The organism is Streptomyces canarius (assembly GCF_014650735.1).
In the GTDB taxonomy this organism is placed as follows: Bacteria; Actinomycetota; Actinomycetes; order Streptomycetales; family Streptomycetaceae; genus Streptomyces; species Streptomyces olivaceoviridis.
Genome location: NZ_BMVN01000032.1, coordinates 1 through 25,206, shown reverse-complemented (window position 1 = coordinate 25,206; position 25,206 = coordinate 1). Strand labels below are relative to the sequence as shown.

Below are 25,206 nucleotides of genomic sequence, written 5' to 3'. Positions count from 1 at the left end.
CTCCCTCAACTGGCCAGGTAGCGGAAGTGGCCGTAGGTGTGCACCAGTTGCAGCAGCAGCGGCAGCAACGCGATGGAGCAGACCCACTCGGCGATGTCGCCGGCGTGCCCCCACACGGGCAGAAGCCTGCCGCCCGGCAGCCGCTGCGCCGTCCACAGCAGCAGCACCGCGGTGACGAGCAGTGCCGCCAGTTCCACGGCCCATGCTCCGGTGCCGTGGCGGGTGCCCAGCGCGAGCCCGACCGCGAGGGGGGCCGTGACGCCGCCGAGCGTGGTGGCGATCCGCTGGACCACACCGTTCAGCGCGCGGGCGCGCAGCAGCAACGCGGCGCCGAAGACCAGCGGCAGCGTCCAGTCGATCCAGCCCTGGTCCAGGGACAGCAGCCACCAGGCGGCGGTGCAGATCACCGCGGTGGTGAGGGCCAGGACGTCCAGCAGCAGGACGGCGACGACGGTGCGCCGCTGGACGTCCTCCTCCGCTTCGGGCTCGATGTCCTGCTGCAACTGTTCGGCGTCGTGCGGCAGATGAGGGACGCGCAGGCGCGCGGTGCGCAGCGCGACACGCGGAGCGAGGTGGCCGAGCACGAACAGGGCCCCGGCCACCAGGCCGGTGGCCTGCGCGGCCGAGCAGCCCGTGGCACGGACCGCGCAGGCGGCGGCCGTGGCGACCGCGAGGGCGAGGGCCGTGGCCGGTACCAACGGCGGCAGGGTGCGCAGCGCGAGGAGCCCACCGGACAGGACGAGGAGCCAGGCGGCGGCCAGCAGCAGCCCCGTGGTGCCTGGTGCCGGAGTGGAGACCACTCCGGCGAGCAGGCCGAGGACCAGGGCGCCGCAGCCGGCGACGGCGACAACGGCCCGGTCCGCCCGTCCGCGCCGCGCGACGACGGCGGCGGTGCCCAGGAGGAGGGCCGCGAGGCCCGCGCCGGCGGCCGTGGTACCGCCCGGAGCGGCGAGCAGGACGGCGGTCGCCGCGGCGGCGACGGCGAAGCAGGCCGTGACGAGGGCCAGCCACCGGGTCGCCCCGGCCGACCAGCGACCGGGCCGCCCGTCGACGACGTGCGCCACACCGTCCGCGACGTCGTCGAAGACCAGCGGCGGCAGGGCCTCCGCCTCGGGACGCAGGTACAGCACCTCGCCGTGCCGCAGGCCGAGGGTCTGCGGGGTGCCGTCGAGGTCCAGCGGTTCCTCGCCGAACCGCTGGAGTGTCCAGGAGGTTCCGTCACCGGAGGGCTTTCCGGCCTGCCGCAGCAGCACAGGCAGCAGTGCGGCGAGCGGCATGGTGACCGGTACGGCGAGGTCGGCCCGGCCCGCCAGGCCCTCGACGGTGAGACGGCAGAGGTCGGGGACGGCCGAGCTCAGCTGGGGTGATGTGGTCATGGGGTTGCTCCGCTGCGGGAAGGGGTGGCGGGAACGGGGGTCCGGCGGACGGTGGTCGAGGGGGTCGGGCGGATGGCTGTCACGAGGAAGTCACCAGTCCCAGGTGCACCAGGCCGATCGAGCGTCGGGTGACCAGTTGGGCTCGGCCGGGCGGCAGCAGGCGTGGGCGGGCCTCGCCGAGGAACTTGCCCTCTTCCTTGGGGTAGGACAGCAGCAGGGCCGGGTTGCCCAGTTCCCACACCCGTCGCAGCAGGGGGTCCATCATGGCGCGCGCGGCGCCGGAGGAACTGCGTGCGACGATCAGGTGCAGGCCGATGTGCTGGCCCTGGGCCAGCAGGTCCACCAGTGGTGAGGTGGGAGAGGCCATGCCGGGGCTGCTGGAGAACAGGTCGTAGTCGTCGATCACGACGAACAGCCGGGGCCCGTGCCACCAGTCACGCCGGGGCAGTTGCTCGGGGGTGATCTCCGGTCCGGGGACGCGTTTGCCGAGCGACACCGCTGCCGACTTCATCAGCTCCGTGAGGGCGGGTCCGTCGACCGCGTAACCCACCCGGTAGGCCTCGGGGATGTCCCGGAGCAGGCCGCGCCCCGGGTCTGCGGCCAGGATGCGCGCCTCGTCGGCGGTGTAACGGGCGAGGACGGCGCGGATGGCCAGGCGCAGGGCGTTGGTCTTCCCGGTCTCGCCGTCGCCGAACACCATCAGGTGGGCTGTCGTGCCGAAATCGTGCCAGGCGGGCGCGAGACGCTGTTCGTCCAGCCCCAGGCACAGCCGCAGCTCCTCGCTGTCGGCGGGCGGCGGCGGAAGCTGGCCGGCCGGCAGCCGGGCGGGCAGCAGCCGGACCTCGGGGGCCGGGCGTCCGGTCCAGAAGGTGTTGATCTCGGCGGCGGCCGACCGGGTCGCCGTGGTCAGGTCCTCGGTCTCGGCGGAGCCGTCGATGCGGGGCAGTGCGGACAGGAAGTGGTGGCCGGACGCCACGAGGCCGCGCCCGGGCTGGTGGGGGACGGTGGCGGCGATCCGCGAGCCCACCTCCGACTCCACCGAGTCGCCGAGCCGCAGCTCCAGCTTGGTTCCCATCAGGTCGCGCAGCCGTGGCCGGAACTCGGACCAGCGCACGCCGGAGCCGACGAGATGAAGCCCGAAGGCGAGGCCGCGCGCGGCCAGGTCCATCAGGACGTTCTCCGCGTCCTCGTACTCGGCGCGCAGCGTGGCCCAGCCGTCGACCACCACGAAGACGTCGCCGTAGGGGTCGTCGACGGCGCCCTCGGCGCGCAGCACCCGGTACGCGGCCATCGATTCGAGGCCGCGTTCGGCGAAGGTCCGCTCGCGCCGTTCCAGCAGCTGGGTCATCTCCGCGACGGTGCGCAGCACGCGGTCGCGGTCGAGCCGGCCGGCGACGGAACCGACGTGCGGAAGACCGCCGACCGAGGCCAGGCCGCCACCGAAGTCGAGGCAGTAGAACTGCACGTCCTGGGGGGTGTGGGTGAGGGCGAGCGACATCATCAGCGTGCGCAGCAGCGTCGACTTGCCCGTCTGCGGGGCACCGACGACACCGATGTGGCCGCCCGCGCCGGACAGGTCGGTGGTGAGCAGTTCACGTGCCTGCTCGTAGGGGCGGTCGACCATGCCGAGCGGCACCCGGGTGAGGGTGGGCGCGGTGTGTCCCTTGGCGGTGATGCCCCGGTGCGAGTCGGGCTCGATGCCCGGCAGGAGCTCGTCCAGGCTGGGCGAGACGTTCAGGGGCGGCAGCCACACCTGGCGGGCCGGCGGACCGCTGTCCTCCAGCCGGCGCACCAGCACCTCCAGCAGGCTCTCGCCGCTCTCTTCCGGTTCCTCGGGACCGGCCGCGACGGTCTCGGCCGCGGACGGCACCGGGAGGCTCTCGGGTTCTGCTGCGTCCAGGCGCTCCAGCCCGAACAGGGCGATGTCCTGAGCGGGTTCGGCGGCCCCGCCCGTGGGGTCCTCGGCCGAGCGGGGGGCGGGGGCGGGCCCGGAGACGTAGGCGGCCTTGAAGCGGACCAGGTTGGTGGTGTCGATCTTCAGGTAGCCGTTGCCGGGAGCCGAGGGAAGTTCGTACGCGGAGGAGACACCGATGACGCTGCGGGACTCCATGGAGGAGAAGGTGCGCAGCGCGATGCGGTACGACAGATGGCCCTCGACCTTGTGTACCCGGCCCTCGTCCAGCCGCTGCGAGGCGAGCAGCAGGTGCACGCCGAGGCTGCGCCCGAGCCGGCCGATCGACACGAACAGATCCACGAACTCCGGTTTGCTGGCCAGGAGTTCGGAGAACTCGTCGACGATGACGAGCAGCGAGGGCAGCGGGCTGAGCCAGCTCGCCCCGGACAGCCGGGCCTTCTCGTACTCGAACAGCGAGGAGTAGCCGGCGTCGCGCAGCAGCTGCTGGCGGCGGGTCAGCTCGCCGTTGATGGAGTCCCGCATCCGGTCCACCAGGTGGATCTCATCGGCCAGGTTGGTGATGACGGCCGACGTGTGCGGGAGGCGGTCCATGTTGAGGAAGGTCGCGCCGCCCTTGAAGTCGACCAGGACGAGATTGAGCACCTCGGAGGAGTGGGTGGTGACCAGGCCCATCACGAGGGTGCGCAGCAGTTCGCTCTTGCCCGAACCGGTCGCGCCGATCAGCAGTCCGTGCGGCCCCATGCCGCCCTGCGCGGACTCCTTGAGGTCCAGTTCGACGACCTCGCCGTGCTCGGTCACGCCGAGCGGCACCTTCAGCCGCGCCGACTGGGCCTGCCGGGCCCGCCAGGCGGCGGCGACGTCGAAGGTGTGCGGTTCGCGCAGCCCGAGCAGCGCGGTCAGTTCGAAGTCCGCCTCCAGCGAGTTGTCGGACAGGTCGATGGCGCCGCTGGGGCGCATCGGGGCGACGGACCGGGCGAGGAGTTCGGCCCGTACCCGGCTGAGCGAGTCGGCGCGGATGCGGGCGGTGGTGTCGCCGGATGGGTACTCGGCGTGTCCGTCGCGCACCGTCAGCCTGAGGACGCGCTCGCCGCCCGGCAGCGCGCCGGTGGCGTCCAGCAGCACCAGGTTGCGGATGCCCCCGCCCAGCAGCCTGGACGACTCGGGAACACGGATGTCCTGGGCCACGACGACCACGAACGGCTCCGCGGTGCTCGGGGACGCGTCCGGGTCGTGGTCGGGCCGGTCCCGCACCTCCGGCCCCAGCAGTTCCATCAGTGCGTCGTGGTCGTCGGCGGCCAGGCGAAGGGGTCCGGCCGCGTCGGTCTCCTCGGGGTGCTGGTTGTGGGGCAGCCATTTCAGCCACTCCCATTCCGTCGCCGCCATGCCGCGGCCCAGCAGGGCGATCCGCAGATCGTTCGGCGCGTGCAGGACGGCCAGCTGACCGACCATGGCCCGCATCAGCGCCAGTACGTCGGTGCCGGAACCGGCGAACTCCACACTGGTGAACCGGCGCAGCGCCATGGGCACCGGCAGGTGCGGCACGCGCTGGTGGGCCCGGGTGAAGCGGCGCAGCGACATCGCCGTGAGCGGTTCCAGGTCCTCCACCGGCCGGGTCTGCGGCGGCAGGAACTCCAGCGCCGCCCGGCGCGAGCCGGTGCCGATGCGGATGCGCGCGAAGTCGTCGTGGTGTGGCCGGCGTTCCCACAGCCGGCTCCCTTCGGCGAGTACCGGCAGCGCGGCCGGGTCGGGGTTGTCCCACGACAGGGCCTTGCGCTGCTGTTCGGCGGCCTCCCGGGCCTGTTGGCGTTTCTGCGCCAGGTAGCGCAGGTAGTCGCGGCGCTCGGCCCGCATCTTGCGGCGCCGCTCACCGCCGGAGCGGCCCAGCTGGGTCAGGGCCATGCCGGCGACCGAGGCGCCCATCATGCCGGACATGAGGTAGGTCGTCGGTCCGGGCCTGCCCTGGGTGAACATCAGCATCATCGCGCCGCTGCCCAGCCCCATCGGGATGTACATGAGGGCGGAGGACATGTCCGTCTGCGCGGGTTCGCCGAGCACCGGTGGCTCGGCGAGTTCCACCTGGCCCTCGGGCATGACGGGACCCTCCTCGCGCGGGGCCCGCTTGGCTACGGTGGTGCTCAACCTGGGTTCCTTTCGCGGGCGGGGCCGGCGCGTGCGGGCCGGCCTGCCGTGCCTCGTACGGGCTGTCAGATGAGGCCGGAGCGGATGGCGAAGGAGACGGCGTGGGAACGGTTGCGCAGCCGGTGCCGTTTGATGACGCCGTAGAGCACGTTCTTGATGGTGCGCTCCGAGTAGCCGAGCTGGTTGCCGATGTCCTGCAACTCATGGCCGTCGGCGACGAGTTGCAGCACCTTCGCCTCGCGCTCGGTGAGTCCACCCGGGGTGAGACCGCGAGGCGCGAGCACCTCCCGGTAGGTGTACTGCATCTGGTCCACCAGCCGTCCTTGCAGGGCCGGAGGCAGGTCAGCGTGGCCCGCGCGCACCTGTCGGACGGTCTGGGTGAACGCCTCCCAGGTGAAGCCGGTACGCGGGAGCACGGCCCGCACTCCCGAAACGACGGCCTGGTGCAGGTTGGCCCGCCATTCCCCGCCGACCACGAGCACCAGTGACACCCGCTCCCCCACCTGCTTGCGCAGCCGGGTCACGGCCGGGGTGTCCGGGCTGTGCAGGGCCGCCACGACGACGTCCGCCGCGTTCCTGTCCGCCGTCCACACCAGGTGCGGGCACTGCCTCACGAAGTTCTCCAGGGCCAGTTCCGAGATGGGGTCGCCCGTGGGCAGCACGCCGACCACCGGCCGTCCCGTCGCGGTCCGCCGGGGCCCGCCCCCCGCGGGGGATTCCGCCTCGTCCTGCCCGTGTCGGCCGTCCGACCCTAAGGAACGCTCACCGACCGCGCCGTTCACTCCGGCGTGGGAACGGGGCGGGCGCGCGCTCTCCGTTTCGTCCGCCGTGTACGAGCTTCCGGTTCCGCGGGCCGCCCGGTGCGTCCGACTGTGCGCACCGAGTCCGTGGACGGCTTCGATCTCACGCGCATGGGATCCAGACATGGGGTCCTTCCTTCTGCTGTGGCCCGGGACCGCTCCGGTCACACGCCCGCACGACCTTGCCGCCGCGTGCACGGGGCACGGCGGCGGAAGGAACACGTACGGGGCCGGCCCCGCGGGGCCCGAGGCCGTCGGCCGCGGCGCTCAGTCTCCGGCGGGCGCAGAGGAGGGCCGGATGTTGTGGTTGCGGCGGAAGACGTTGTCCGGGTCCCAGCGCCGTTTGGCCGCCGCGAGCCGGTGGTAGCGCTCGGCGCCGTACAACCGCCGGACCTCCGCCTCGGACACGGCCTCGTCGGGGGCGATGAAGTTCACCACGTTGCGGGGATCGGTCCACGGGGACAGGGCCGCCGCGTACTTCGCCAGGTGCTCGTCCATGAAGGGCAGGTCGGGGGGCGCGGCGACGCCGAAGGCGAAGGTGACGTACGGCAGGCCGCGCGACGGCACCGCGTTCGGCGTCCCGGGCTCCCGGTCGAGTGCGCCGCCGAGGGCGCGCACCTCCACGGTCACCAGCGGGCAGTCGGAGCCGGGACCGACCGCTTCCACCAGCGCCGCCAGTGTCTCGACGGAGAACTCGCGCAGGCCGAAGCCGGTCTCGACGTACGGCAGCGGGTCGACCGGGTCGACGTGGATGGCGCCGATGTCCGGGACCGGGCGCGGGGCGATCGAGTCGAGGACGGGGGTGCCCGCGGCCCGCAGCGGGGCGAGGAGTTCCTCGGCCTCGGCCGCGTCACCGAGGTGGGAGAAGCGCACGTGCAGGACGAAGGCGCCGCGCAGCGGTGCGGGCAGGGCGTCGTCCTGGGGCAGCCGCTGGACCGCGAAGGAGGTGCTCGCCGTCTCGGGCAGGGCCGGCGCCCAGGTCCGCCAGACCTCCAGCACCTCGGCCATGTCCTCGCCGGGGAACCAGAGTCCACCGCCGTAGAAGGCGGTCAGCTCGACGGCGGTGAACTCGATGCGGGTGACGACGCCGAAGTTGCCCTTGCCGCCCAGCAGGGCCCAGAACAGCTCCGGTTCGTCGTCCGGGGTGACGGTGCGGATGACACCGTCGGCGGTGACGACCTCGATCCACCGCACGTGGTCGGCCGCGTAGCCGTGGGCCCGGCCCAGCAGCGGGCTGAGTCCGCCACCGAGCGTGTAGCCGACCACGCCGACACCGGGCGTGGAGCCGGCCAGCGGGGCGAGGCCGGCCTTCGCGGCGGCGGCGAGTGCCTCGTGCCAGCGCACGCCCGCGCCAACGCGCAGGGTGCGGGCGGACTCATCCACCTCGACGCCGGTCAGGCGGGTGGTGGTGATCAGCAGGGAGCTCTCACCGACCGACGGGACCACCTGGTGGCCGGCGTTCTTGACGGCGACCGCGAGGCCGTGACGAGTGGCGAAGGTGACGGCGTGAGCCACGTCCTCGGCGCTGGTGGCGCCGACGACGACGGCGGGCGCCGTGGGCTGCGCGAGGTTGTAGGTGGCGCACTCGGCCGCGTAGGCGGCGTCCGCCGGATCCAGTACGGGGCCGGTGACGGCCGCACGGAGACCCGCCACGTCGTCGGGACTGACGGGACCAGCCGTCGCGGCGGCAGCATTCTGGGACATCGTATCCATCTCGATTGGGGGGTGGGCGGTGTACACCTACGGGAAAGTTGGCACACCGACCCCTCGAACCATAGACCCTTGAGATCACCTTGGGGTGACCGCAAGACGTCCACTCACTCATTGATACCTGAGCCAGCGTCAAGCATTGGCAAAGATGAGACACATGCGTGCAGCACATGAGTTAGCGCGCGGCGAATAACTATGTATGTAACTCTGCTGCCGTGCGGAACTAACTTCGCATGGCTATGAAGGAGCACTCATGGTGGACAAACCTCGTCAACTGCCCGCCGCCGCCCTGCTGGCAGGCACCGCCGTCCTGGCGGCACTGCTGACAGCCTGCGGCAACGGCGGCAACGGCCCGTCGGCCTCCGCCACGACGGACACGGGCACGACGGCGGCCACCACCTCCGGCCCGCCGACACAGACGCCCGCAGCGGGTGAACCGTCGGGGTCCGGCGCGACGGAGTCGCCCACGGCGGCCGGCGCCGGGGCCGGGGCCGCGGGCGGCCGGTGCCACACCTCCGAGCTGCGTGCCTCGCTCGGGACGGACGACCCGGGGGCCGGCCAGGAGAACTTCCCCCTCGTGCTGACGAACGCCTCCAGCCGGACCTGCACCGTGACCGGGTATCCCGGAGCCGCGTTCACCGATGCCTCCGGGCGGCAACTGGGCCCCGATCCGGCCCGTACGCCCGGCGGGGCGACGCCGGTCACCCTCGCTCCGGGACGGAGCGCGTGGTCGGGGCTGTCCTTCACCAACCCCGCGGTGAGCGGGGCCAAGTCGGCGAAGCCGGCCTGGCTCCTCGTCACTCCCCCCAACGAACGGGACTCCCTGCGCGTCGCGTGGACCGGCGGCGCGGTGCCGGTGTCCGGCACCGCCTCCCAGGCGTCCCTCACCGTCCTCACTCCCGGCACAGGGGCTTGAAGGGACCGGTTCCCGCGTGACGCCGGGCCCCGCAGGGGGTTATGGCCGTGCCGTCCCGGCGGTCCGGTGCGGCACGGCCCGGGACGGCACTGTGCGACGTGCGACCGACAGGGACCGGTGCACGCACCCTGCCGCCCGCGTCGGCGCCACCGCCCCTGACGGCGCCTCCGTACGGTGAGCACCGGCACGCCACTGACCCCGACGGACACCCCGCCGGCACGGTTCTCATCCCTGCCCAGAGCGAACGCCGTTCGCCGCGTAGCCCCGCAGGAAGTGCGCCTCGGTCACGGCCAGCCGGCGCAGTTCGTCGACGCTGACGCTCTCGTCGACGGCGTGGATGTTGGCCTCCGGCTCGCTGAGGCCGAACAGCAGGATCTCGGCCCGTGGGTACAGCTCGGCCAGCGTGCCGCACAGCGGGATGCCGCCGCCGAAGCCGCCGAGCCGCATGGTCTGTCCCGGGAACGCCGTGCCCAGGGCCTGGGCCATGGCCGTGTACGCCGGTCCCGAGGTGTCGGCCCGGAACGGCTCTCCCTGTCCCATCGGCTCGATCGAGACGCGGGCACCCCAGGGAGTGCGCTTCTCGATGTGCGCCGACAGCAGCGAGGTCGCCGTCCGCGCGTCCTGCCCCGGCGGGACGCGCAGGCTGAGCGCGGCCCGTGCCGTCGCGTGGATCGTCGGGGTGGCGCCCTCGACGGGCGGGCAGTCGATGCCCATCACGCCGACGGACGGCCGGGCCCACAGCCGGTCGCCGACACTGCCCGTGCCCGTGAGCCGCACTCCGTCCAGCAGGCCCGCGTCCGCGCGGAAGTCCGCCTCGGAGTAGTCCAGCCCCGGCCAGTGGCCGTCCGCCGCCAGCCCGTCCACCCGGGCCGTGCCGTCCTCGCCGGTCAGGGAGGCGAGGATCTTCAGCAGTGCTGTCAGGGCGTCGGGCGCCGGGCCGCCGAACTGGCCGGAGTGCAGGTCGGCGCGCAGCGTATCGACCTGGACGCGCAGCATGGTGATGCCGCGCAGGGCCGTCGTCACGGTCGGCACTCCGCGCCGGAAGTTGCCCGCATCCGCGACCAGGACGGCGTCCGCCGCCAGCAGTCGGGGGTGGGCGCGGGCGTACTGTTCGAGGCCGCCCGTGCCCTGCTCCTCGGAGCCCTCCACGATCACCTTCACGTTCACCGGCACCCCACCGTGCGCCTTGAGCGCGCGCAGCGCGAGCAGATGCATGAGCACGGCGCCCTTGCAGTCGGCGGTGCCCCGCCCGTACCAGCGGCCGTCCCGTTCGGTCAGGGTGAAGGGGGGACTGGTCCAGGCGGTCTCGTCCAGCGCGGGCTGGACGTCGAAGTGCGCGTAGAGCAGAACGGTCGGCGCGTCCGGCGGACCGGGCAGGAAGCCGTACACGGACTGCCAGCCGTCCGGCATGTCGAGGACGGTGACGTCCGCGAACGCCTCGGCGCGCAGGGCGTCGGCGATCCACTGTGCGGCCTTCTCCGACTCGCCGCGCGGGCTGACGTCCAGGTCCGCCACGGAGCGGAAGGCCACCAGCTCGGTGAGTTCCCTCCGTGCCGTCGGGATCATGGTGGCGATCGTCCCGGCGATCAGGTTCTCGTCCACGGGCTCCTCTTCAGCTGATGACTGTCAACTGCTGAGACAGTACGTCAGTTACTGATGTCATGTGTATGCGAGGCACCCCCAAGGGAGTTAGCTTTGCACCATGACTTTGCTGATGACATGGCCGGACAGCGGCCCGGAGAGGCTCGTCCGCCGTACGTCCGACCCCGCCCGGATCGGCGCGGCCCTCGACGCCCTCGGCGTGCGCTTCGAGCGGTGGCCGGTCCACGAGGAGCTGCCGGCCGACGCGGACAGCGCGGCCGTCTTCGCCGCGTACGGCCCACAGATCGACCGGCTGACCGCCGAGGAGGGCTTCACCACCGTCGACGTCCTCGGCCTGCATCCGGGCGACGACCCCGGGTACCCGGCGAAGGCCGAGGCCGCCCGCGCGAAGTTCCTCCAGGAGCACACGCACGACGACGACGAGATCCGGTTCTTCGTCTCCGGCTCCGGCGTCTTCTACCTGCACATCGGCAGCGAAGTGCACGCTGTCCTCTGTGAGCGGGGCGACCTGCTGGGCGTACCGCGCGGCACCACGCACTGGTTCGACATGGGCGCCCGGCCGGCGTTCACCGCGATCCGCTTCTTCCGCCGGCAGGACGGGTGGGTCGGCACCTTCACCGGCTCCTCCATCGCCGCCCGCTTCCCGGACCACGACGCCATCGCCGCCGGGCACGGGATCACCGGGTCACGAACCGTGTGACGGCCTCCGCGAAGCGGTGGGACTCCTCCGAGTGGGCGAAGTGGCCGCTGCCTTCGACGACGACCAGGGGATGCCGTCGTGACGGTCGACCAGGGCCGGCACGGGCAGGGTCGGCCGCATCAGGGCCTCGCGGTGATCAGCACCTCCAGGAAGCGGCTGGTAGCAGACACAGCCGTTGGGGCGCCGGGGCAGTCTCCCGGAGCCCCGTTGCCGACGGGCTCGACGTACACCATCGTGAGGTGCCGCCCGGTCACCGGCACGCGCAGGTGCTCCCGGGCGATGCCGGGACCTCCCGGGTGCGTGACGCACACCGGTCCGGTGCCGTGCACCGGGTACGTCCGGACGGTGCCGTCCACCTCGGACGCCGGCCTCGTCCGGCTGGTCCGGCGGAGTGCGCCACGGCCCCGACCGCATCGTCGCCCGGCGCTCACGGGTCGTGTCGGGGACAAGACCGATCAGCCCTCCGGACGCCCCGGAGCACTGGCCGCCGACCGTCGCCTGGCTGCTACGGAACGGGTTCCCCTGACCACCCTGCCGACCGACCGCCCTCCCTGGCCCCTGGTGCACATCATCGGCACGCGCCGGTCCGCCGCGTCCTGATGACGCATGGCCTTCCCGGGACGCCTGAACACGAGTCGGCTCGGCCTGGCCATGTGTGTGTCACGCCTGCGTGCGGGTGACTGTGTCCGCTGGCCCGGCGGCTGACGCGACCCGCAACACAGCGCATGCGAGCCATGGACCCGAAGGAGCCGGGTCCATGGCTCGCGTGCGGCTTGGGGCGACGCGCTCGGACGCTGTACCCAGCGCTCTCAGCGCTCGCTGTCCAGCGTGGCCAGCAGGGGGGCGGCGTAGCGTTCGCCGGCCGCCGCGCCCGCCGGGACGGCCTCCTCGATCTCCTTCAGCGTCTCCGCGTCGAGGGTCACGGAGGCCGCGCCGAGCGATTCCGCCAGCCGCTCCCGGCGCCGGGCGCCCACCAGCGGCACGATGTCCTCGCCCTGGGCCGCCACCCAGGCGATGGCCACCTGGCTGGTGGTGGCGCCGAGCCGCTCCGCGACCCGGCCGAGGGCCTCGACCAGGCGCAGGTTCGCCTCCAGGTTCTCGCCCTGGAAGCGCGGCGAGTGGGCGCGGAAGTCACTGCCGCTCAGCTCCCGCGAGGGCGACCAGTGGCCGCTGAGCAGACCGCGCGAGAGGACGCCGTACGCCGTCAGGCCGATGCCCAGTTCCCGCAGCGTCGGGATGATCGACTCCTCCGGGCCGCGCGAGAGCAGCGAGTACTCGATCTGGAGGTCGCTGATCGGGGCCACGGCGGCGGCGCGGCGGATCGTCTCGGCGCCCAGCTCGGACAACCCGATGTGCCGGATGTAGCCGGCCTGGCGCATCTCCTCCAGCGCGCCGACGGTCTCCTCCACCGGGATGTTCGGGTTGAGGCGGGCCGGACGGTAGATGTCGATGTAATCGGTCTCCAGGCGCCGCAGCGAGTACGCCAGCCTGTCCTTCACTGCCTCCGGCGACACGTCGTAGGGCACCGGCTGGAAGGCGCCGTCGGGGGCGCGGCGCGAGCCGAACTTGACGCTCAGCACGACGTCCTCGCGGCGACGCTCGCGCAGCGCGCGGGCGATGAGCATCTCGTTGGCGCCCGAACCGTAGAAGTCGCCGGTGTCGATCAGGTTGATGCCTCCGTCGATCGCCGCGTGCAGCGTGGCGATGCTCTCGGCGTCGTCGGCCGGACCGTACAGGTCCGACATTCCCATGGCACCCAGACCGATGGTGGAGACCTCGGGGCCGGAGCTGCCGAGCTTGCGCCGGTTCACAGACATGGTGTTTCTCCTCGTACGAAGGGGTGTGCGGACGTTCTTCCAGGGGTCAGATCCGGCCGAGCAGGCGGGTGACGCCCATCCGGCGGGCCAGGCGCAGCCGCAGTTCCTCGGCGGCGCCGTTGATGATCTCGGCGCCGTAGTCGGAGCCGTCGGCGACGGTCCGGCGCGGGCGCTGTCCCACGGGCAGGTCGACGACCCGGACCACCTCGTCGGCGACGATCTGCGGATCGGCGCTCACACCGTTCACCATCATCCGCTCGGTGTCCTCGCCCATCGAGGCGAGGAAGGGGGCGATCTTGTCGTACGCGGCCGTGCGCTCGGTGTCGGCGGGGAAGGCGGCGTTGGCGAAGTGGGCGGTGCCGTGGGTGAAGACGCCGGGCATGAGGATCGTGGTCTCGATGCCGTAGGCGGATACCTCCCAGGCGGTCGACTCGGCGAAGGCGTCGAAGGCGGCCTTGGCGGCGGTGTACGGCGCGAGGAAGGGCGGGATGGCGCGGGTCGTGCCCGAGCCGATCCACAGCAGCAGGCCCGACTCCTGGCGGCGCATCACCGGAAGGACGGCCCGGTTGACGCGGAGGGCACCGACGGCGTTGACGTCGAAGGCGCGCAGCACCTCCTCCGGGCTGAACGCCTCGGTCACGCCGACCAGCAGGTGGGCCGCGTTGTGCACGACGACGTCGATGCCGCCGGCCTGCTGCACGACGTGCTCGACGGCGGCCGCGGCGGACTCCTCGGACAGCACGTCCAGTTCGACGACCGACAGTTCCCCGGGAGCGCCCTTGGCCTGGTCCAGCAGGGCCCGGGCCTTGTCGGCGTTACGGCCCTGCGGGTCGCGCATCGAAGCGAAGACACGGTGGCCGGCCTGGGCGAGCGAGACGGACGCGAGGGCCCCCATGCCGGTGCCGGCACCGGTGACGAGAACCGTGCGCGAGGTCTCAGCGGACATTTCTTCCTCCTTGATGATGGCGTCGACGTGCCGGCCTCTCGGTCGGATCATCGCTCACCCTTTTGATACATCGACGATAACACACCAACGATCACAGTCAAGCGTTATCATTGATTGCATGACAGCGATCGAAACGACCCCGCAGCCGCGCGAGCGCATCCTGCGGGCAGCAGCGGACCTGCTAGCCGAGGGCGGACGGGAGGCGGTCTCCACCCGTTCCGTCAGCGCGGCCGCAGGAGTACAGGCACAGACGATCTACCGGCAGTTCGGTGACATGCAGGGCCTGCTGGACGAGGTCGCGCGGCGAGGTCTCGCCGCCTACCTCGCCGACAAGAAGGCCAACCTCGCCGCCGGGAACCCCGTCGAGCAGCTGCGGAACGGCTGGGACCTGCACGTGGCCTTCGGACTCGCCAACCCGGCCCTGTACCGGCTCCTCTACACCGATCCCCGTCCTGGTGAGGGCGCGGCGGCGATGGACGAGGCGTACGGCATACTCGTCCAGCTCGTCACCCGGGTCGCCGAGACCGGCCGGCTGCGCATGGGCATCGAGGCCGCGGCGGCGATGATCCACTCCACCGGCATCGGCGTCACGGTCACCCTGATCGGCGCCGCGGCGGCCGGACGGCTCGCCGAGCACGAGGGGCTGTCGGAGAGCACACGGGACGCCGTGCTGGCCGCCCTGGTCACGGACGCGGAGCGGGCGGCCCCCGTGGAGGACCCGCGCGCCGCCCGCGCCCGCCACGCAGTGGCCCTCAAGGCCCTGCTGGACGAGGGCGGAGAAGAGCGTTCCTTCACCCCGGGCGAGCACCTGCTGCTCACGGAGTGGCTGACCCGTCTTGTCTCCGCCACGGCACCCGGCGACGCCGCCTAGCCCGTCCGTCGCTCCGGTCCGCGCCGATCCCCGTCCCCGGCGCGGACCGCCCGCCCCCGGCAACCGGCCCGAAGACCTACGGCCGGCGCGGAAAGGGCTCGGCGAGGACTCCCCGGACCACCGTGCGGGGACCGGCCGACGCCCCGCCGCCAGGCCACCGCGGCAACCGGCTACCGCACCCGCACCCGACGTCCGCCGGTCCGGGGCCACCGCACCCGTACCCGGCATCCGACGGCTCCGGGCACCCTCGGCGCGCGGGAGCCCGGCCCTCCGGCCGCTCATCGTCAGCTCTCCCCGGCCCCGGCCGGAAGCCCCGCGACGCGGTACGCCTCCGGCTCCTCCAGCGTCTCGTGTTCCAGGAGGGCCCCGGCCAGGGCGTCCAGGCGGTCACGGTGGTCGCGCAGGGTGCGGCAGGCCTCCTCGTAGCACTCCTCGACGATCCGGCGCATCTCGGCGTCGATCACGTCCAGGGTGTGCGGCGCGGCCGACAGGCCGTACGGCTGCTGGGTATCGCCCGGCAGGGCCGAGAGACGGCCGACCTTCCCGCTCATGCCCCAGCGCGACACCATTCCGCGCGCGATGCCGGTGACCTGCTCCAGGTCGTTCTCGGCGCCGGTCGTGACGACCCCGAACACCACCTGCTCGGCCGCCATCCCGCCCAGCGCGCCGATGATGCGGCCGCGCAGGTACTCCTCGGTGTACGCGTACTTGTCCGCGTCGGGCGTCGACAGCGTCACCCCGAGCGCCCGGCCTCTCGGCACGATCGTGATCTTGCGGACCGGGTCGGCGCCCGGCTGGAGCATGCCCAGCAGCGCGTGCCCGCTCTCGTGGTACGCCGTCCGCCGCCGCTCCGCCTGGGGCATCACCAGCGGCCGTTCGGCACCCAGTTGGACCTTCTCCAGGGCCTCGGAGAGGTTCTTCTGCGTCACCCGGTCCTGGCCGTACTTCACCGCGAGCAGCGCCGCCTCGTTGGCGAGGTTCGCCAGCTCCGCCCCCGTCATGCCCGGGGTCGTCCGGGCCACCTGCGCCAGGTCGACGTCGGCGGCGAGCGGGATCGCGCGGGTGTGGATGCGCAGGATCGCCTCCCGGCCGCCCCGGTCCGGCGGCGACACCTGGACCACCCGGTCGAACCGTCCCGGCCGGGTCAGCGCCGCGTCCAGGACGTCCACCCGGTTGGTGGCCGCGATCACGATGACGCCCTCCGAGCCGGAGAAGCCGTCCATCTCGGTCAGGATCTGGTTGAGCGTCTGCTCCCGCTCGTCGTGCCCGCCCACGCTCGACCCGCCCCGTGACCGGCCGATGGTGTCGATCTCGTCGATGAAGACGATCGACGGCGCCACCTTGCGGGCCTCCGCGAACAGCTCCCGCACCCGGGACGCGCCCACACCCACGATCATCTCGATGAACTCGGAGGCGCTGGCGGAGAAGAACGGCACGCCCGCCTCCCCCGCGACCGCCCGTGCGAGCAGCGTCTTACCGGTCCCGGGCGGCCCCGCCAGCAGCACACCGCGCGGCATCTTGGCGCCCAGCCGCCGGTAGGCGTCGGGGTTCTTCAGGAAGCTGACGACGTCGTTCAGTTCGCCTTCCACCTCGTCGATGCCGGCTACGTCCGCGAAGGTGGTGCGCTTGCCGCCCGGTTCCGCGCCCACGGGCTTCGGCGGCTTGCGGCCGAGTACCCCGCCCGCCCCGCCGAGTCCGCCGCCCAGCCCCCCGCCCATCCGCCGGGCGACGAACACCCAGACGGCGATCAGCAGCACCGTCGGCAGCAGCGAGACCAGCAGGGTCTCCCCGAGGCCCGGCCCCTGCGCCAGCGGCTCGGCGGCGACCGCAACCTTCTGCCGGGTGATCTCGGCCCACAGCTGCCCGTCGTCGGCGAACGCGGGCTTGTACGTCTTGAAGTGCGTGTACGTGGCGCCCCTGGCGCCCCCGGGCACCTCACCGGGCTTCTTCAACGTGCCCTGGATCTCGGAGCCCTGGGAGTAGACGCTCTTGATGTTGCCCGCGTCCAGCTGCGCGGTGAAGGCGGTGTAGTCGACGGAGGTCGTACCGTCCCCGCGCACGTTGTTGTAAAGGAAGCCGAACGCGGCGTAGACGACGAGCAGGACCACCAGCTGCACGAGGCAACCGCCCCGGGAGCGCCATCCGTTCGGCGACGGCGGCGATCCGCCCGGCATCCCTTCGGTACGCCAGGACTGACGTGGGTCATGACGCGGCGGAACGGGATCGGTCATCGGGCTTCTTCTCCTCGGGAAGCGGCACGTGGATTGCGCAGCGGATCGCCGCATCACAGAATTCGGTTGGCACGGCGGACCATGGCCATGGACATCAGCCCCAGCGCCAGAGCAAGCGCGCCGAGGATCACCCCGTCGAGGGTCGCGGCGCGGCCCGGATGCCGGCCCACCACCCACGGCGACACGCCCATCCACACGCCGATCAGGACCAGGGCGCCGCTCATTCCGGTCATCCGCTCCGGTGCCACGGTGAAACCGAGGGCCAGGAGACAGATGGCGGCGCCCACGATCAGGTCGTGCACCGCGAGATCACCGTTCGCCATGGCGAAGTGCAGGATCCACGGGGATGCGGCGAAGAACAGGCCGACCAGGAAAACCGGCCCGTTCACCAGCGCCACATCGTGCGCCCCGAGAACGCGGGCGTAGCGCTCGCGCATCTCGAAGGCGTCCGGGTGGCCCGCCATGTCGTCCCTGCGGTGGGGGAAGCCAGACATCCGAGGACTCCTCACTGCTGTCCGAGACCTCATGCTGTCGCGGAGGTTGCCGACCGGACATCACACGTTCGGGCGATAAGCAACCGGAGCATGTGAGTCAGTGACTCATAGACCTGCCTTATGACCTGATACAGCGGAACGCACTACCGACTGCCCCGGCGCTCAGAGATGTTTTCTTCATGACTACGTCTCTCACGCCTCTCGCCCACGCACCGCACCGCGTCCCACGCCGCTTCCTCAGGGATCTGGACCGCCCCGCCGACGTGTTCCGCAACCTGGGCCCCAACTGGTACGCCTCCGTGATGGGCACCGGCATCGTCGCCAACGCGGCCGCCGTCCTGCCCTTCCACGTGAACGGTCTACGCCTGTTCGCCACGGTCGTGTGGGCGCTCGCCTCCGCGATCCTCGTGGCGCTCACCGGCGCCTGGGCCGTGCACTGGGTCCGGCACCGGGACATCGCCCGTGGTCACGCCCACCACCCGGTCATGGGGCACTTCTGGGGAGCCCCGGCGATGGCCCTGATGACGGTCGGCGCGGGCACCCTCACCCTGGGCAAGGACTGGATCGGTGTCCAGGCGGCCGTACGCGTCGACTCGGTGCTGTGGACCGCCGGCACCCTGCTCGGCCTGGTCACCTGCGTGTGGATCCCCTACCTCGCCATGACCGAGCACGAGATCGGCGATGACTCCGCGTTCGGGGGCTGGCTGATGCCGGTCGTGCCGCCGATGGTGTCGGCCGCCACCGGCGCGGCCCTGGTCCCCCACCTCGCGCCGGGCCAGGAGCGGCTGACCCTGTTGCTGGCCTGCTACGCCATGTTCGGCATCAGCCTGTTCACCAGCCTCATCATCATCACCCAAGTGTGGGGCCGGCTGGTCCACCACAAGCTCGGCCCGGCGGCGATGGTGCCCACGCTGTGGATCGTCCTCGGCCCGCTGGGCCAGTCGGTGACGGCGGCCAACGCGCTCGGCACGGTGGCCCACCTCGCCCTGCCGCAGCCGTACGCGACCGGTGCCGCCGTCTTCGGGATGGTCTACGGCCTGCCCACCTGGGGCTTCGCCATGATGTGGCTGGTGCTCGCCGCCCGGCTCACCCTGCACACCGCGCACAACCGCCTGCCCTTCGCCCTGACCTGGTGGAGCTTCACCTTCCCGGTGGGCACCTGCGTCACCGGTACCTGTGCGCTGGCGGCCCGGATGCACTCGGAAGCCTTCGACGTGGCGGCCGGAGCCCTGTACGTCCTGCTCCTGGCCGCGTGGGCGGTCGTCGCCCTCCGTACCCTGCGCGGCAGCTTCCGCGGCACCCTGTTCCTGCGGCAGGCACCCGCGCCCGCGCCTGGGCGGTGACGACGGGGGCGCGGCGGCCGGGCGTGTGACCACACGGGCCCGGCCGCCGCACGACTGTGCCGGATCAGCCTCCGTCCGGTCCGTGTACCCGGTGTCCACGGACCCAGCGGGCATGCGAGATCGGGTCGTCGGCACCGGGACGCGGGCCACGGCCGTACCGTTCGGTGAACCCGTAGACGGACTCCCCGGACACCTCCCAGCCCTCCCCGGCAAGGGCTCGTGCGGAGTCCGGACGCGCGTCCTCGCTGAAGAGTCCGCTGAGGTGGACGCCCATCTTCTGTTCCGTGTCCGCGTACAGCGAGCTGTCGCGGATCTCCTCTGTCTCCTGGCCCTGCAGGATCTCGTAGGCGATCGCGCTGCCCGGCGCCGACAGGGCCGACACCGTGGTGATCAGGCTCCGCTCCACGGGAGCGGACAGGTAGGGGATGACCCCTTCGATGACCCACGCGGTGGGCCGCAGCGGATCGAACCCGGCGGCCCGCAGCGGCTCGGTCCAGTCGCTCTCCAGGTCGGCGACCACGTGATGGTGCCGCACCGCCGGCCGGGCTCCCATGGCGTCGAGGACGTCCTGTTTGAAGGCGAACAGGTCGCAGCGGTCGACTTCGTACACCACGGTGCCGGCCGGCCAGTCGAGCCGTAGGGCCCGCGTGTCGAGACCGGCGCCGAGCTGTACCACCTGCCGGATGCCCTGCCTGTGCGCCGCGTCCAGCAGGAAGTCGTCGAACACCCGGGTGCGCAGGGCGAAGTACTGTCCCCCGCGCCCCCACACCGGATCGGCGTCGCCTTCCGCGACCTCCTCGATGGAGACGGGCAGCGGCACCGGTGTCTCGGCGGCCTTCACGAAGGCCTCGGCGTACGGATCACCGACGATGCCGTCCGGGTGCCGGGTCTCGATGGCCCGCGCCGCCGCGACCAGCAGCGCGGTCAGCTCGACGCCGGCGGAGAAGCGGGAGGTGCGCCCGCCGTCATTCATGTGCGCTCCGTTCTTTCGTCACCTGGGGTCCGGCGTGACGGCCCGGCTCCCCGTGGTACCGCAGGCCGTCCAGGAGGAGGGACAGGGCATGTTCACGCTCACCGCCGGTGAGCAAGGGGGACACCGCGAGGGACACCGCGGCGCGGAGGAATGTGTCGGCCTCCGCGCCGGGGTGGGCGCACGGTGCCGTCCCGGCGTGAGCCAGCAGCTCGGTGACCGCCTCGGACAAGGCCTGCCGGCAGGACGACGGACACAGCGCCTCGGGACTGAACACCTCGCGTAGCGCGGCGTCCTCCACGACGGTCCGCGTGAACCGGTCCAGCCAGTCCGCCAGCGTCCGCCAGGCCTGCTCGGCGCCGCTCCCCGCCGCCGGTGCCGTACTCGCCGTACGGCACAGCGCGCCGACCGTGTCGGCCACGTCGTCGGCGTAGACCGCCGTCAACAGGGCGGTACGGGTGGGAAAGTTACGATAGAGCGTGGCGATGCCCACTCCCGCGCGCCGGGCGACGGCCTTCAGGGAAGCGTCGCTTCCGTTCTCCTGGAACTCCGCGCGGGCCGCGGCGACGAGCGCGTCGTAGTTGCGCGCGGCGTCCAGCCGGCGAGGGCGGCGCGGCGCGGCCTCGCCGGGTTCCGCACGGCCATGGGTGTCCACGGTCATGGTGCTCTCCTCAAGGGTGTCCCACTGTCGGCGACGGGCACGTCCCGCCCGTGGGGCCGCCACCAGGCAGGACGTGGAACGCGTCGCGGTCGCCACCGCCGGACGGCGACCGCGACGCGGCTCGGGTGAGCGGCGGGACTCTCCGGTCCCGCTCCGCTCAGGCGACCGGCTCGAAGACCTTGCGGGCGTAGCGGGCATAGGCCTTGGGGCCGAGCACCGGCATCAGCAGCCGGGGCACCAGCGGCGCCGTCGACAGCATCAGCTTGACCACCTCGGCGTCGGCGAGCGAGGCGAGCATGCCGAAAATGACAGGCAGCTTGTTCTTGGGCAGCGCGTTGATCGCGTGGTCCCCCAGCGCGTGCCACTCCTTGGCCGTCACATACTCCGGGACGATCGGCAGCACGTCCTTCTCCTCGATGCCGAGGTGCTCGGTGAGCAGGGCGCCCAGGCGCTCCAGGGAGCGGGCGAGCGGCTCGCCGTTCTCCTTGGTGGGCTGGTCCCGCCAGATGGCGAGCCGCTGGGACGACTCGGTGAGCAGTGCCGCGATCTCCACGTGCTGGCTCTCCAGCAGGTTCACCGTCTCACCGAGCCGGTCGCCCCCACGCTCCAGCAGTTTGGGCCACAGCAATTCGTCCTCGCCCATGTGGTGCAGGTGCAGGAAGTCTTCGATGAGCTGCGCGTGATCGGCGACGACCGCGGCCCGCTCGGCGTCGCCGCTGGTGACCGCCCTGACCACACCGGGAAGACGCGAGTAGTTCAGCCTGAAGGCCTCGTGCACGACCAGCATGTCGCGGACGTCGGCACGGTCGGTCGGTGAATGGGGCATGACACTACCTTCTCGGGTCAATGAGTGACGCTGCGCGTCAAGCCGGAAACGTCCACACATGACGGCGCGTGAGGTGACGGAACATGAGTCTAGTCGGGTACGTCAGCCCCACTGACCGCAGTGATGTCGAGGACTGGTAGAGATTGACATAATTGAAAGTCAATCACTTCGAAAGGCCTTGAACCTATGACAGAGCGCGACGCCAACCAGCCGACCGCGGACATGGACCTCAGTGTCATGCCCGACGAGGTCTGGGTGTACGACCAGGCACGCCTGGTGGAGGCGGCGACCGAGTCGGGCACGACAGAGAGCATCGCCGTTGAGTACGACGGCACACGCGCCCAGATGGTCATCCTGACCACGCGGGGCGCGAAGACGGGTCGGTACCGCAAGACGCCGGTGATCCGAGTGGAGCACGAGGGCCGGTACGCGGCCGTCGCCTCCAAGGGCGGCGCGCCCACGAATCCCGCGTGGTACCACAACCTCCTCGCACACCCCGAGGTCGAGGTGTGGGACGGAACGGAGCACCGCCCCTACCGGGCGCGACGGACGACAGTGGAGGAACGGCAGGAGTGGTGGGACCGGGCGGTCCAGGCCTGGCCCTCCTACGACGACTACCGGACCAAGACCGACCGCCTGATCCCGGTGCTGCTGCTGGAACCGGCGGCCTGACGCGCGCCTATGGGTGACCGTGCCGCCACGCAAGTGCCTGGGTGTACTTATCACGTCTCTGCACATTTCGGCCGGTGGCGCCTACCCTCGAGACCTGGTGGTGCCGCTGCGGATCAGTCCGGAGCGGCTCCGCCTGTTCCACTTGGGTCAGGCACTGTCGTAGGGGGCGTCTATGCACAGGCCAGAAAGCTCAAGCGGTAACCCGACCGGCGGATGCGGGCAGCGGTGCGGCTCTCCGTTCACCGCATCCGCCGGTCTCTTCAACAGGCTTGTCTGACCGAGACGGCTTCCACAGCCTGTTCCGCTCGGCTCGTACCACGTTGTCGTACAGCCGACGCAGGTGTTTCCAGGCCGCACAGGGACGGCCCGAAGAGCAGGGCAGGCAGCTGTCGTGATGGTGCCTGTATTCCCGGTACGCCGTTTCCAGCGCGCCTTCACCTAGATGTGTGCGCTCGCCGGCCCGCGACAGGCGGGCCCCGCGACAGGCGTACGTGCTCAAGGGTGCGCCAGCCCACGAATGTGCCCGTAGCGACAGCACGAGACTCGACCGGTCTGCTCATCTTGACACGAACGTGCGATGTCTCTTGGCGGATGGTCGGGCACTCTCGGGTCATCAACATGCGTCCTGGAGGAATCCGTGTCCGTGTCCCTCGCACAAGAGCCGGCTCGTACCGAGCGGAGCCGGCTGCTCAGTTTCGGCCGTCGCTGGGGCTGGCTCGCCGTCCTGTTGGTCGGCCTGCTGCTGTTCTGGCTCATCCACTCGGCGCTGGTCTCGACCGAGAACCCCAATCTGGTCCCCGCCCTGATCTTCTTCGGAGCGGCTCTGGTCCCCGCGGCCTTCGTCACCTTCGTGGCGGGCCGGCGCCTCGACTTCGGGGTCGGCACCGGTGTCGTAGGGGCTACCGCGCTGGCCGGCGGCGCGATCGGGGTGACTACCGCGGGTTTCCTGGAGTACCGGACCCTGCTGCTGATGGACTTCCTGCCGATGGCGGCCGTGGGCCTGATCGAGGAGGCCGCGAAACTCATCGTCCCGCTTCTTCTGCTGCTGGTCATCCGCGATCGGCACCCCGGTGACGGACTGCTCATCGGAGTCGCCTCCGGCGCCGGATTCGCCGTGTTCGAGACCATGGGCTACGCCTTCGTCGAACTCATCAACTCCGGCGGCAACCTGCACGCCGTGGACGATCTGCTGGTGCTGCGGGGCCTGCTGAGCCCCGCAGCCCACATGGCATGGACCGGGCTCACGGCCGCCGCGCTGTGGTCGGCGGCGGCAGCACAGCGCAACCGCAAGGCGGCGATCGCGAAGTTCGTCCTGGTGTACGCCGTCGCGGTGGGCCTGCACACGGCGTGGGACAGCTTCAACAGCGACACCGCCTACGTGATAGTGGCGGCCCTCAGCCTGTCCTTCCTCATCTACGCCACGCACCGCCTGGCCACGCCGCGCCGCGCGCACGCCCGCGTCACCCGACGGGCGTAGCCCCCGTCCGGCACCCGCCCCGTCCTCTTGCGGGCACGGACCGGCCGGCCCCGCCCGGGGGTGGCGAGTTCGGCGAAGCGTCCTGACGGCAGTGGTGTCGGGGTCGTTCTTCGGCAACTCGGCAAAGCGCTCGGCTGGGACTTCCCAGCCGAGCGTCTTCCGGTTCCTGCGTTCAGTTCACTGGCGGCCACGTCCACCGGAGTACACCGCCGCACCGGATGCTTCGGAGAGGGCTTGGCGATGCGCCATCTGCCGATGGCCGAACCGTTCTTCGCCCCGACCGTCAGGTCGCCTTCCCAGCGGCCCGGAACAGTGCGGTCGGCGACGAGCCGGCTCGGGGCGCGAGCGGCGTGCCTTCGCCCGTTTCCGAGCGGAGAACGGGAGGCAGCAGCCGGTGCGGCTCGGCGCGCCCCCTTCACGCGCCGCAGGTCAGCCATGCGCACGCGCCCCTCCCGAACAGGTGGAGGGCAGAAACCGGCCGGCGTCCGTCCGAACCGCCCTGCGCGGATACGGCAGGGCCTCGCGCCGGACGCCGACCAGCGGGTCCCTCAGGCGTCAGCGCCGGCTGACCAGATCACGCTCCAGGATCTCCCGCGTCTTGTCCGTCCACGGTTCGGGTACCGCGGTCCTCGGATCGATCTTGACGATGACGCGTCGTCCGTGCGCGTGCGTGTGTTCGCCGGAGTGGATCCGGAAGGCGAACTCCGCGCTTGTACGGCCCAGGCGACCTAGCCGGAACGTCACGTCCACCGGCCCGATCCGGGTGACCGGCCGTTCGAAGACCACCAGCAGCTCCCGGACCACCACATTGAGGTCGGGGTGGCCCAGCGACATGCCCAGCCCGGCGAAGTACCGGGTGATGGCCCGCTCCAGCAGGGCGGCGAACCGCCCGTGGTAGAGCATCCCGAAGGCGTCCAGGTCGTCGAAGAACACCTCGACGGCCTCGGTGTGCCCGTCGGTCGCCCCGACCTCGCCGACGGCTTCTGCGGACGGCACCCGGGTGCCCGATTCTTCAGTCATCTCGTCCTCCGTCTCATGGACAACCCTCGGATGATCAGCTTGGGCCGGTGACGTCGGACCAGGACCGGAAGACCGCCGCCTGGCCGTGCTTGTGCCCGTCGGCGTCCACCAGGTCCCACATGCAGACGTTCTCTATCCAGAAGAGGCTGCCGTCCTTGCGGACCCTGCGGCCCCGGTAACCGTCCGCGAAGCCCTGCCGGTCCACCGCGGCGACGAACGCGTCCCGGTCCTCCTGAGCGTCGGGCGCCGCGGACAACCGGGACGGCAGACCGGCGAACTCCGCCTCGCTGTAGCCGAAGCAGCGCTGTGCGGTGCGGTTGGCGTAGATGAAGCGGGGATCCGCCGAGGTGTCGTGTGCGAGCAGCCCGAAGGGCGCCCGGCCGTACAGCCAGTCGGCCGCCTCCCCCTCCCGCCACCGCAGTGGGCACAACGGCGTGCCCACGAGCCGTACATGGCTGTCGAGAAGGAGAGCGGCGAAGTCCGCGCCGCGAGCCGATACAGCCGCCCTGTCAGACATCGCCGTCCTGCACCCAGCTCATCAGCTTGCGCAGCTGCTTGCCAGTGGTCTCCAGCAGGTGCTCGGAGTCCTGCTTCTTGTACTCGTTGTACTTCTTCAGGCCGCTGTGGTACTCGTCCATCCAGTTGCGGGCGAAGGAACCGTCCTGGATCTCGGCGAGGACCTTCTTCATCTCGGCCTTGGTGGCGTCGGTGATGATGCGC

General features: G+C 71.7%; 21 protein-coding genes and 1 pseudogene. 6 read left to right on the top strand and 16 right to left on the bottom strand.

Annotated features, from left to right (window positions below; all coding sequences use genetic code 11):
• Positions 1–5: 5 nt before the first annotated feature.
• The 4 genes from eccD to IE294_RS32995 all read right to left on the bottom strand — a co-directional run bounded on the left by eccD (position 6) and on the right by IE294_RS32995 (position 7,934).
• Positions 6–1,376: a type VII secretion integral membrane protein EccD gene (gene eccD / locus IE294_RS33010; protein ID WP_189892233.1), complete on the bottom strand. Its 1,371-nt coding sequence runs from the start codon at positions 1,374–1,376 to the stop codon at positions 6–8.
• Positions 1,377–1,455: 79 nt separating this feature from the next.
• Positions 1,456–5,430: a type VII secretion protein EccCa gene (gene eccCa / locus IE294_RS33005; RefSeq protein WP_306433489.1), complete on the bottom strand. Its 3,975-nt coding sequence runs from the start codon at positions 5,428–5,430 to the stop codon at positions 1,456–1,458.
• Between the two features lie 65 nt (positions 5,431–5,495).
• Positions 5,496–6,092: a helix-turn-helix transcriptional regulator gene (locus IE294_RS33000; protein ID WP_189892231.1), complete on the bottom strand. Its 597-nt coding sequence runs from the start codon at positions 6,090–6,092 to the stop codon at positions 5,496–5,498.
• A 405-nt stretch (positions 6,093–6,497) separates the two neighbouring features.
• On the bottom strand, positions 6,498–7,934 hold the full coding sequence (locus tag IE294_RS32995; protein WP_189892229.1) for an FAD-binding oxidoreductase: 1,437 nt from the start codon (positions 7,932–7,934) through the stop codon (positions 6,498–6,500).
• A 259-nt stretch (positions 7,935–8,193) separates the two neighbouring features.
• Here IE294_RS32995 and IE294_RS32990 point away from each other — a divergent pair, with 259 nt between their 5' ends.
• Positions 8,194–8,856, top strand: a complete 663-nt coding sequence (locus tag IE294_RS32990; RefSeq protein ID WP_189892227.1) for a DUF4232 domain-containing protein — start codon at positions 8,194–8,196, stop codon at positions 8,854–8,856.
• 225 nt (positions 8,857–9,081) lie between these two features.
• On the opposite strand, the gene IE294_RS32985 is transcribed toward IE294_RS32990, so the two are convergent.
• Positions 9,082–10,458 (bottom strand): dipeptidase, encoded by a 1,377-nt coding sequence (locus tag IE294_RS32985; RefSeq protein WP_189892225.1) that lies wholly within the window; start codon positions 10,456–10,458, stop codon positions 9,082–9,084.
• A 100-nt stretch (positions 10,459–10,558) separates the two neighbouring features.
• On the opposite strand from IE294_RS32985, the gene IE294_RS32980 reads away from it, so the two are divergent.
• A complete protein-coding gene (locus tag IE294_RS32980; RefSeq protein WP_189892223.1) occupies positions 10,559–11,158 on the top strand; it encodes a 1,2-dihydroxy-3-keto-5-methylthiopentene dioxygenase in 600 nt (199 codons plus the stop codon).
• A 119-nt stretch (positions 11,159–11,277) separates the two neighbouring features.
• Here the strand turns inward: IE294_RS32980 and IE294_RS32975 are convergent, their stop codons facing one another.
• From IE294_RS32975 to IE294_RS32965, 3 genes are all read right to left on the bottom strand, one after another.
• The gene (locus IE294_RS32975; RefSeq protein ID WP_189892221.1) at positions 11,278–11,514 is read right to left on the bottom strand and encodes a hypothetical protein; all 237 of its coding nucleotides are present in this window, start codon (positions 11,512–11,514) and stop codon (positions 11,278–11,280) included.
• Positions 11,515–11,967: 453 nt separating this feature from the next.
• Positions 11,968–12,975, bottom strand: a complete 1,008-nt coding sequence (locus tag IE294_RS32970) for an aldo/keto reductase (protein ID WP_189892219.1) — start codon at positions 12,973–12,975, stop codon at positions 11,968–11,970.
• Between the two features lie 46 nt (positions 12,976–13,021).
• Positions 13,022–13,921, bottom strand: a complete 900-nt coding sequence (locus tag IE294_RS32965) for an SDR family NAD(P)-dependent oxidoreductase (RefSeq protein ID WP_189892217.1) — start codon at positions 13,919–13,921, stop codon at positions 13,022–13,024.
• A 118-nt stretch (positions 13,922–14,039) separates the two neighbouring features.
• On the opposite strand from IE294_RS32965, the gene IE294_RS32960 reads away from it, so the two are divergent.
• A complete protein-coding gene (locus IE294_RS32960) occupies positions 14,040–14,792 on the top strand; it encodes a TetR/AcrR family transcriptional regulator (protein ID WP_189892215.1) in 753 nt (250 codons plus the stop codon).
• Positions 14,793–15,076: 284 nt separating this feature from the next.
• Here the strand turns inward: IE294_RS32960 and ftsH are convergent, their stop codons facing one another.
• Together ftsH and IE294_RS32950 are read right to left on the bottom strand one after the other, a co-directional pair.
• On the bottom strand, positions 15,077–17,023 hold the full coding sequence (gene ftsH / locus IE294_RS32955) for an ATP-dependent zinc metalloprotease FtsH (protein ID WP_189892214.1): 1,947 nt from the start codon (positions 17,021–17,023) through the stop codon (positions 15,077–15,079).
• Between the two features lie 53 nt (positions 17,024–17,076).
• On the bottom strand, positions 17,077–17,517 hold the full coding sequence (locus IE294_RS32950; RefSeq protein WP_189892212.1) for an SPW repeat protein: 441 nt from the start codon (positions 17,515–17,517) through the stop codon (positions 17,077–17,079).
• Between the two features lie 179 nt (positions 17,518–17,696).
• Here IE294_RS32950 and IE294_RS32945 point away from each other — a divergent pair, with 179 nt between their 5' ends.
• Positions 17,697–18,860: a TDT family transporter gene (locus tag IE294_RS32945; RefSeq protein ID WP_189892210.1), complete on the top strand. Its 1,164-nt coding sequence runs from the start codon at positions 17,697–17,699 to the stop codon at positions 18,858–18,860.
• Positions 18,861–18,924: 64 nt separating this feature from the next.
• Here the strand turns inward: IE294_RS32945 and IE294_RS32940 are convergent, their stop codons facing one another.
• The 3 genes from IE294_RS32940 to IE294_RS32930 all read right to left on the bottom strand — a co-directional run bounded on the left by IE294_RS32940 (position 18,925) and on the right by IE294_RS32930 (position 21,317).
• Complete coding sequence (locus IE294_RS32940; protein ID WP_189892208.1) at positions 18,925–19,833, bottom strand: SAM-dependent methyltransferase; 909 nt, start codon at positions 19,831–19,833, stop codon at positions 18,925–18,927.
• Positions 19,826–20,491, bottom strand: a complete 666-nt coding sequence (locus IE294_RS32935) for a TetR/AcrR family transcriptional regulator (protein WP_189892207.1) — start codon at positions 20,489–20,491, stop codon at positions 19,826–19,828. The genes IE294_RS32940 and IE294_RS32935 overlap by 8 nt, the downstream gene beginning before the upstream one ends.
• Before the next feature lie 157 nt (positions 20,492–20,648).
• Positions 20,649–21,317, bottom strand: coding sequence for a hemerythrin domain-containing protein (locus tag IE294_RS32930; protein WP_189892205.1), 669 nt, complete (start codon positions 21,315–21,317; stop codon positions 20,649–20,651).
• 222 nt (positions 21,318–21,539) lie between these two features.
• Here IE294_RS32930 and IE294_RS32925 point away from each other — a divergent pair, with 222 nt between their 5' ends.
• Together IE294_RS32925 and IE294_RS32920 are read left to right on the top strand one after the other, a co-directional pair.
• Complete coding sequence (locus IE294_RS32925; protein WP_373315882.1) at positions 21,540–21,989, top strand: nitroreductase family deazaflavin-dependent oxidoreductase; 450 nt, start codon at positions 21,540–21,542, stop codon at positions 21,987–21,989.
• A 643-nt stretch (positions 21,990–22,632) separates the two neighbouring features.
• Positions 22,633–23,466: a PrsW family glutamic-type intramembrane protease gene (locus IE294_RS32920; protein ID WP_229917517.1), complete on the top strand. Its 834-nt coding sequence runs from the start codon at positions 22,633–22,635 to the stop codon at positions 23,464–23,466.
• A gap of 555 nt (positions 23,467–24,021) precedes the next feature.
• Here the strand turns inward: IE294_RS32920 and IE294_RS32915 are convergent.
• From IE294_RS32915 to IE294_RS32905, 3 genes and pseudogenes are all read right to left on the bottom strand, one after another.
• Positions 24,022–24,486, bottom strand: coding sequence for an acyl-CoA thioesterase (locus IE294_RS32915; RefSeq protein WP_189892201.1), 465 nt, complete (start codon positions 24,484–24,486; stop codon positions 24,022–24,024).
• A gap of 34 nt (positions 24,487–24,520) precedes the next feature.
• Positions 24,521–25,003, bottom strand: a complete 483-nt coding sequence (locus IE294_RS32910; RefSeq protein ID WP_189892199.1) for an MEKHLA domain-containing protein — start codon at positions 25,001–25,003, stop codon at positions 24,521–24,523.
• Positions 24,996–25,206 (bottom strand): annotated as a pseudogene (locus IE294_RS32905) (ketol-acid reductoisomerase); the annotation flags it as partial. The gene IE294_RS32910 and the pseudogene IE294_RS32905, both read right to left, overlap by 8 nt.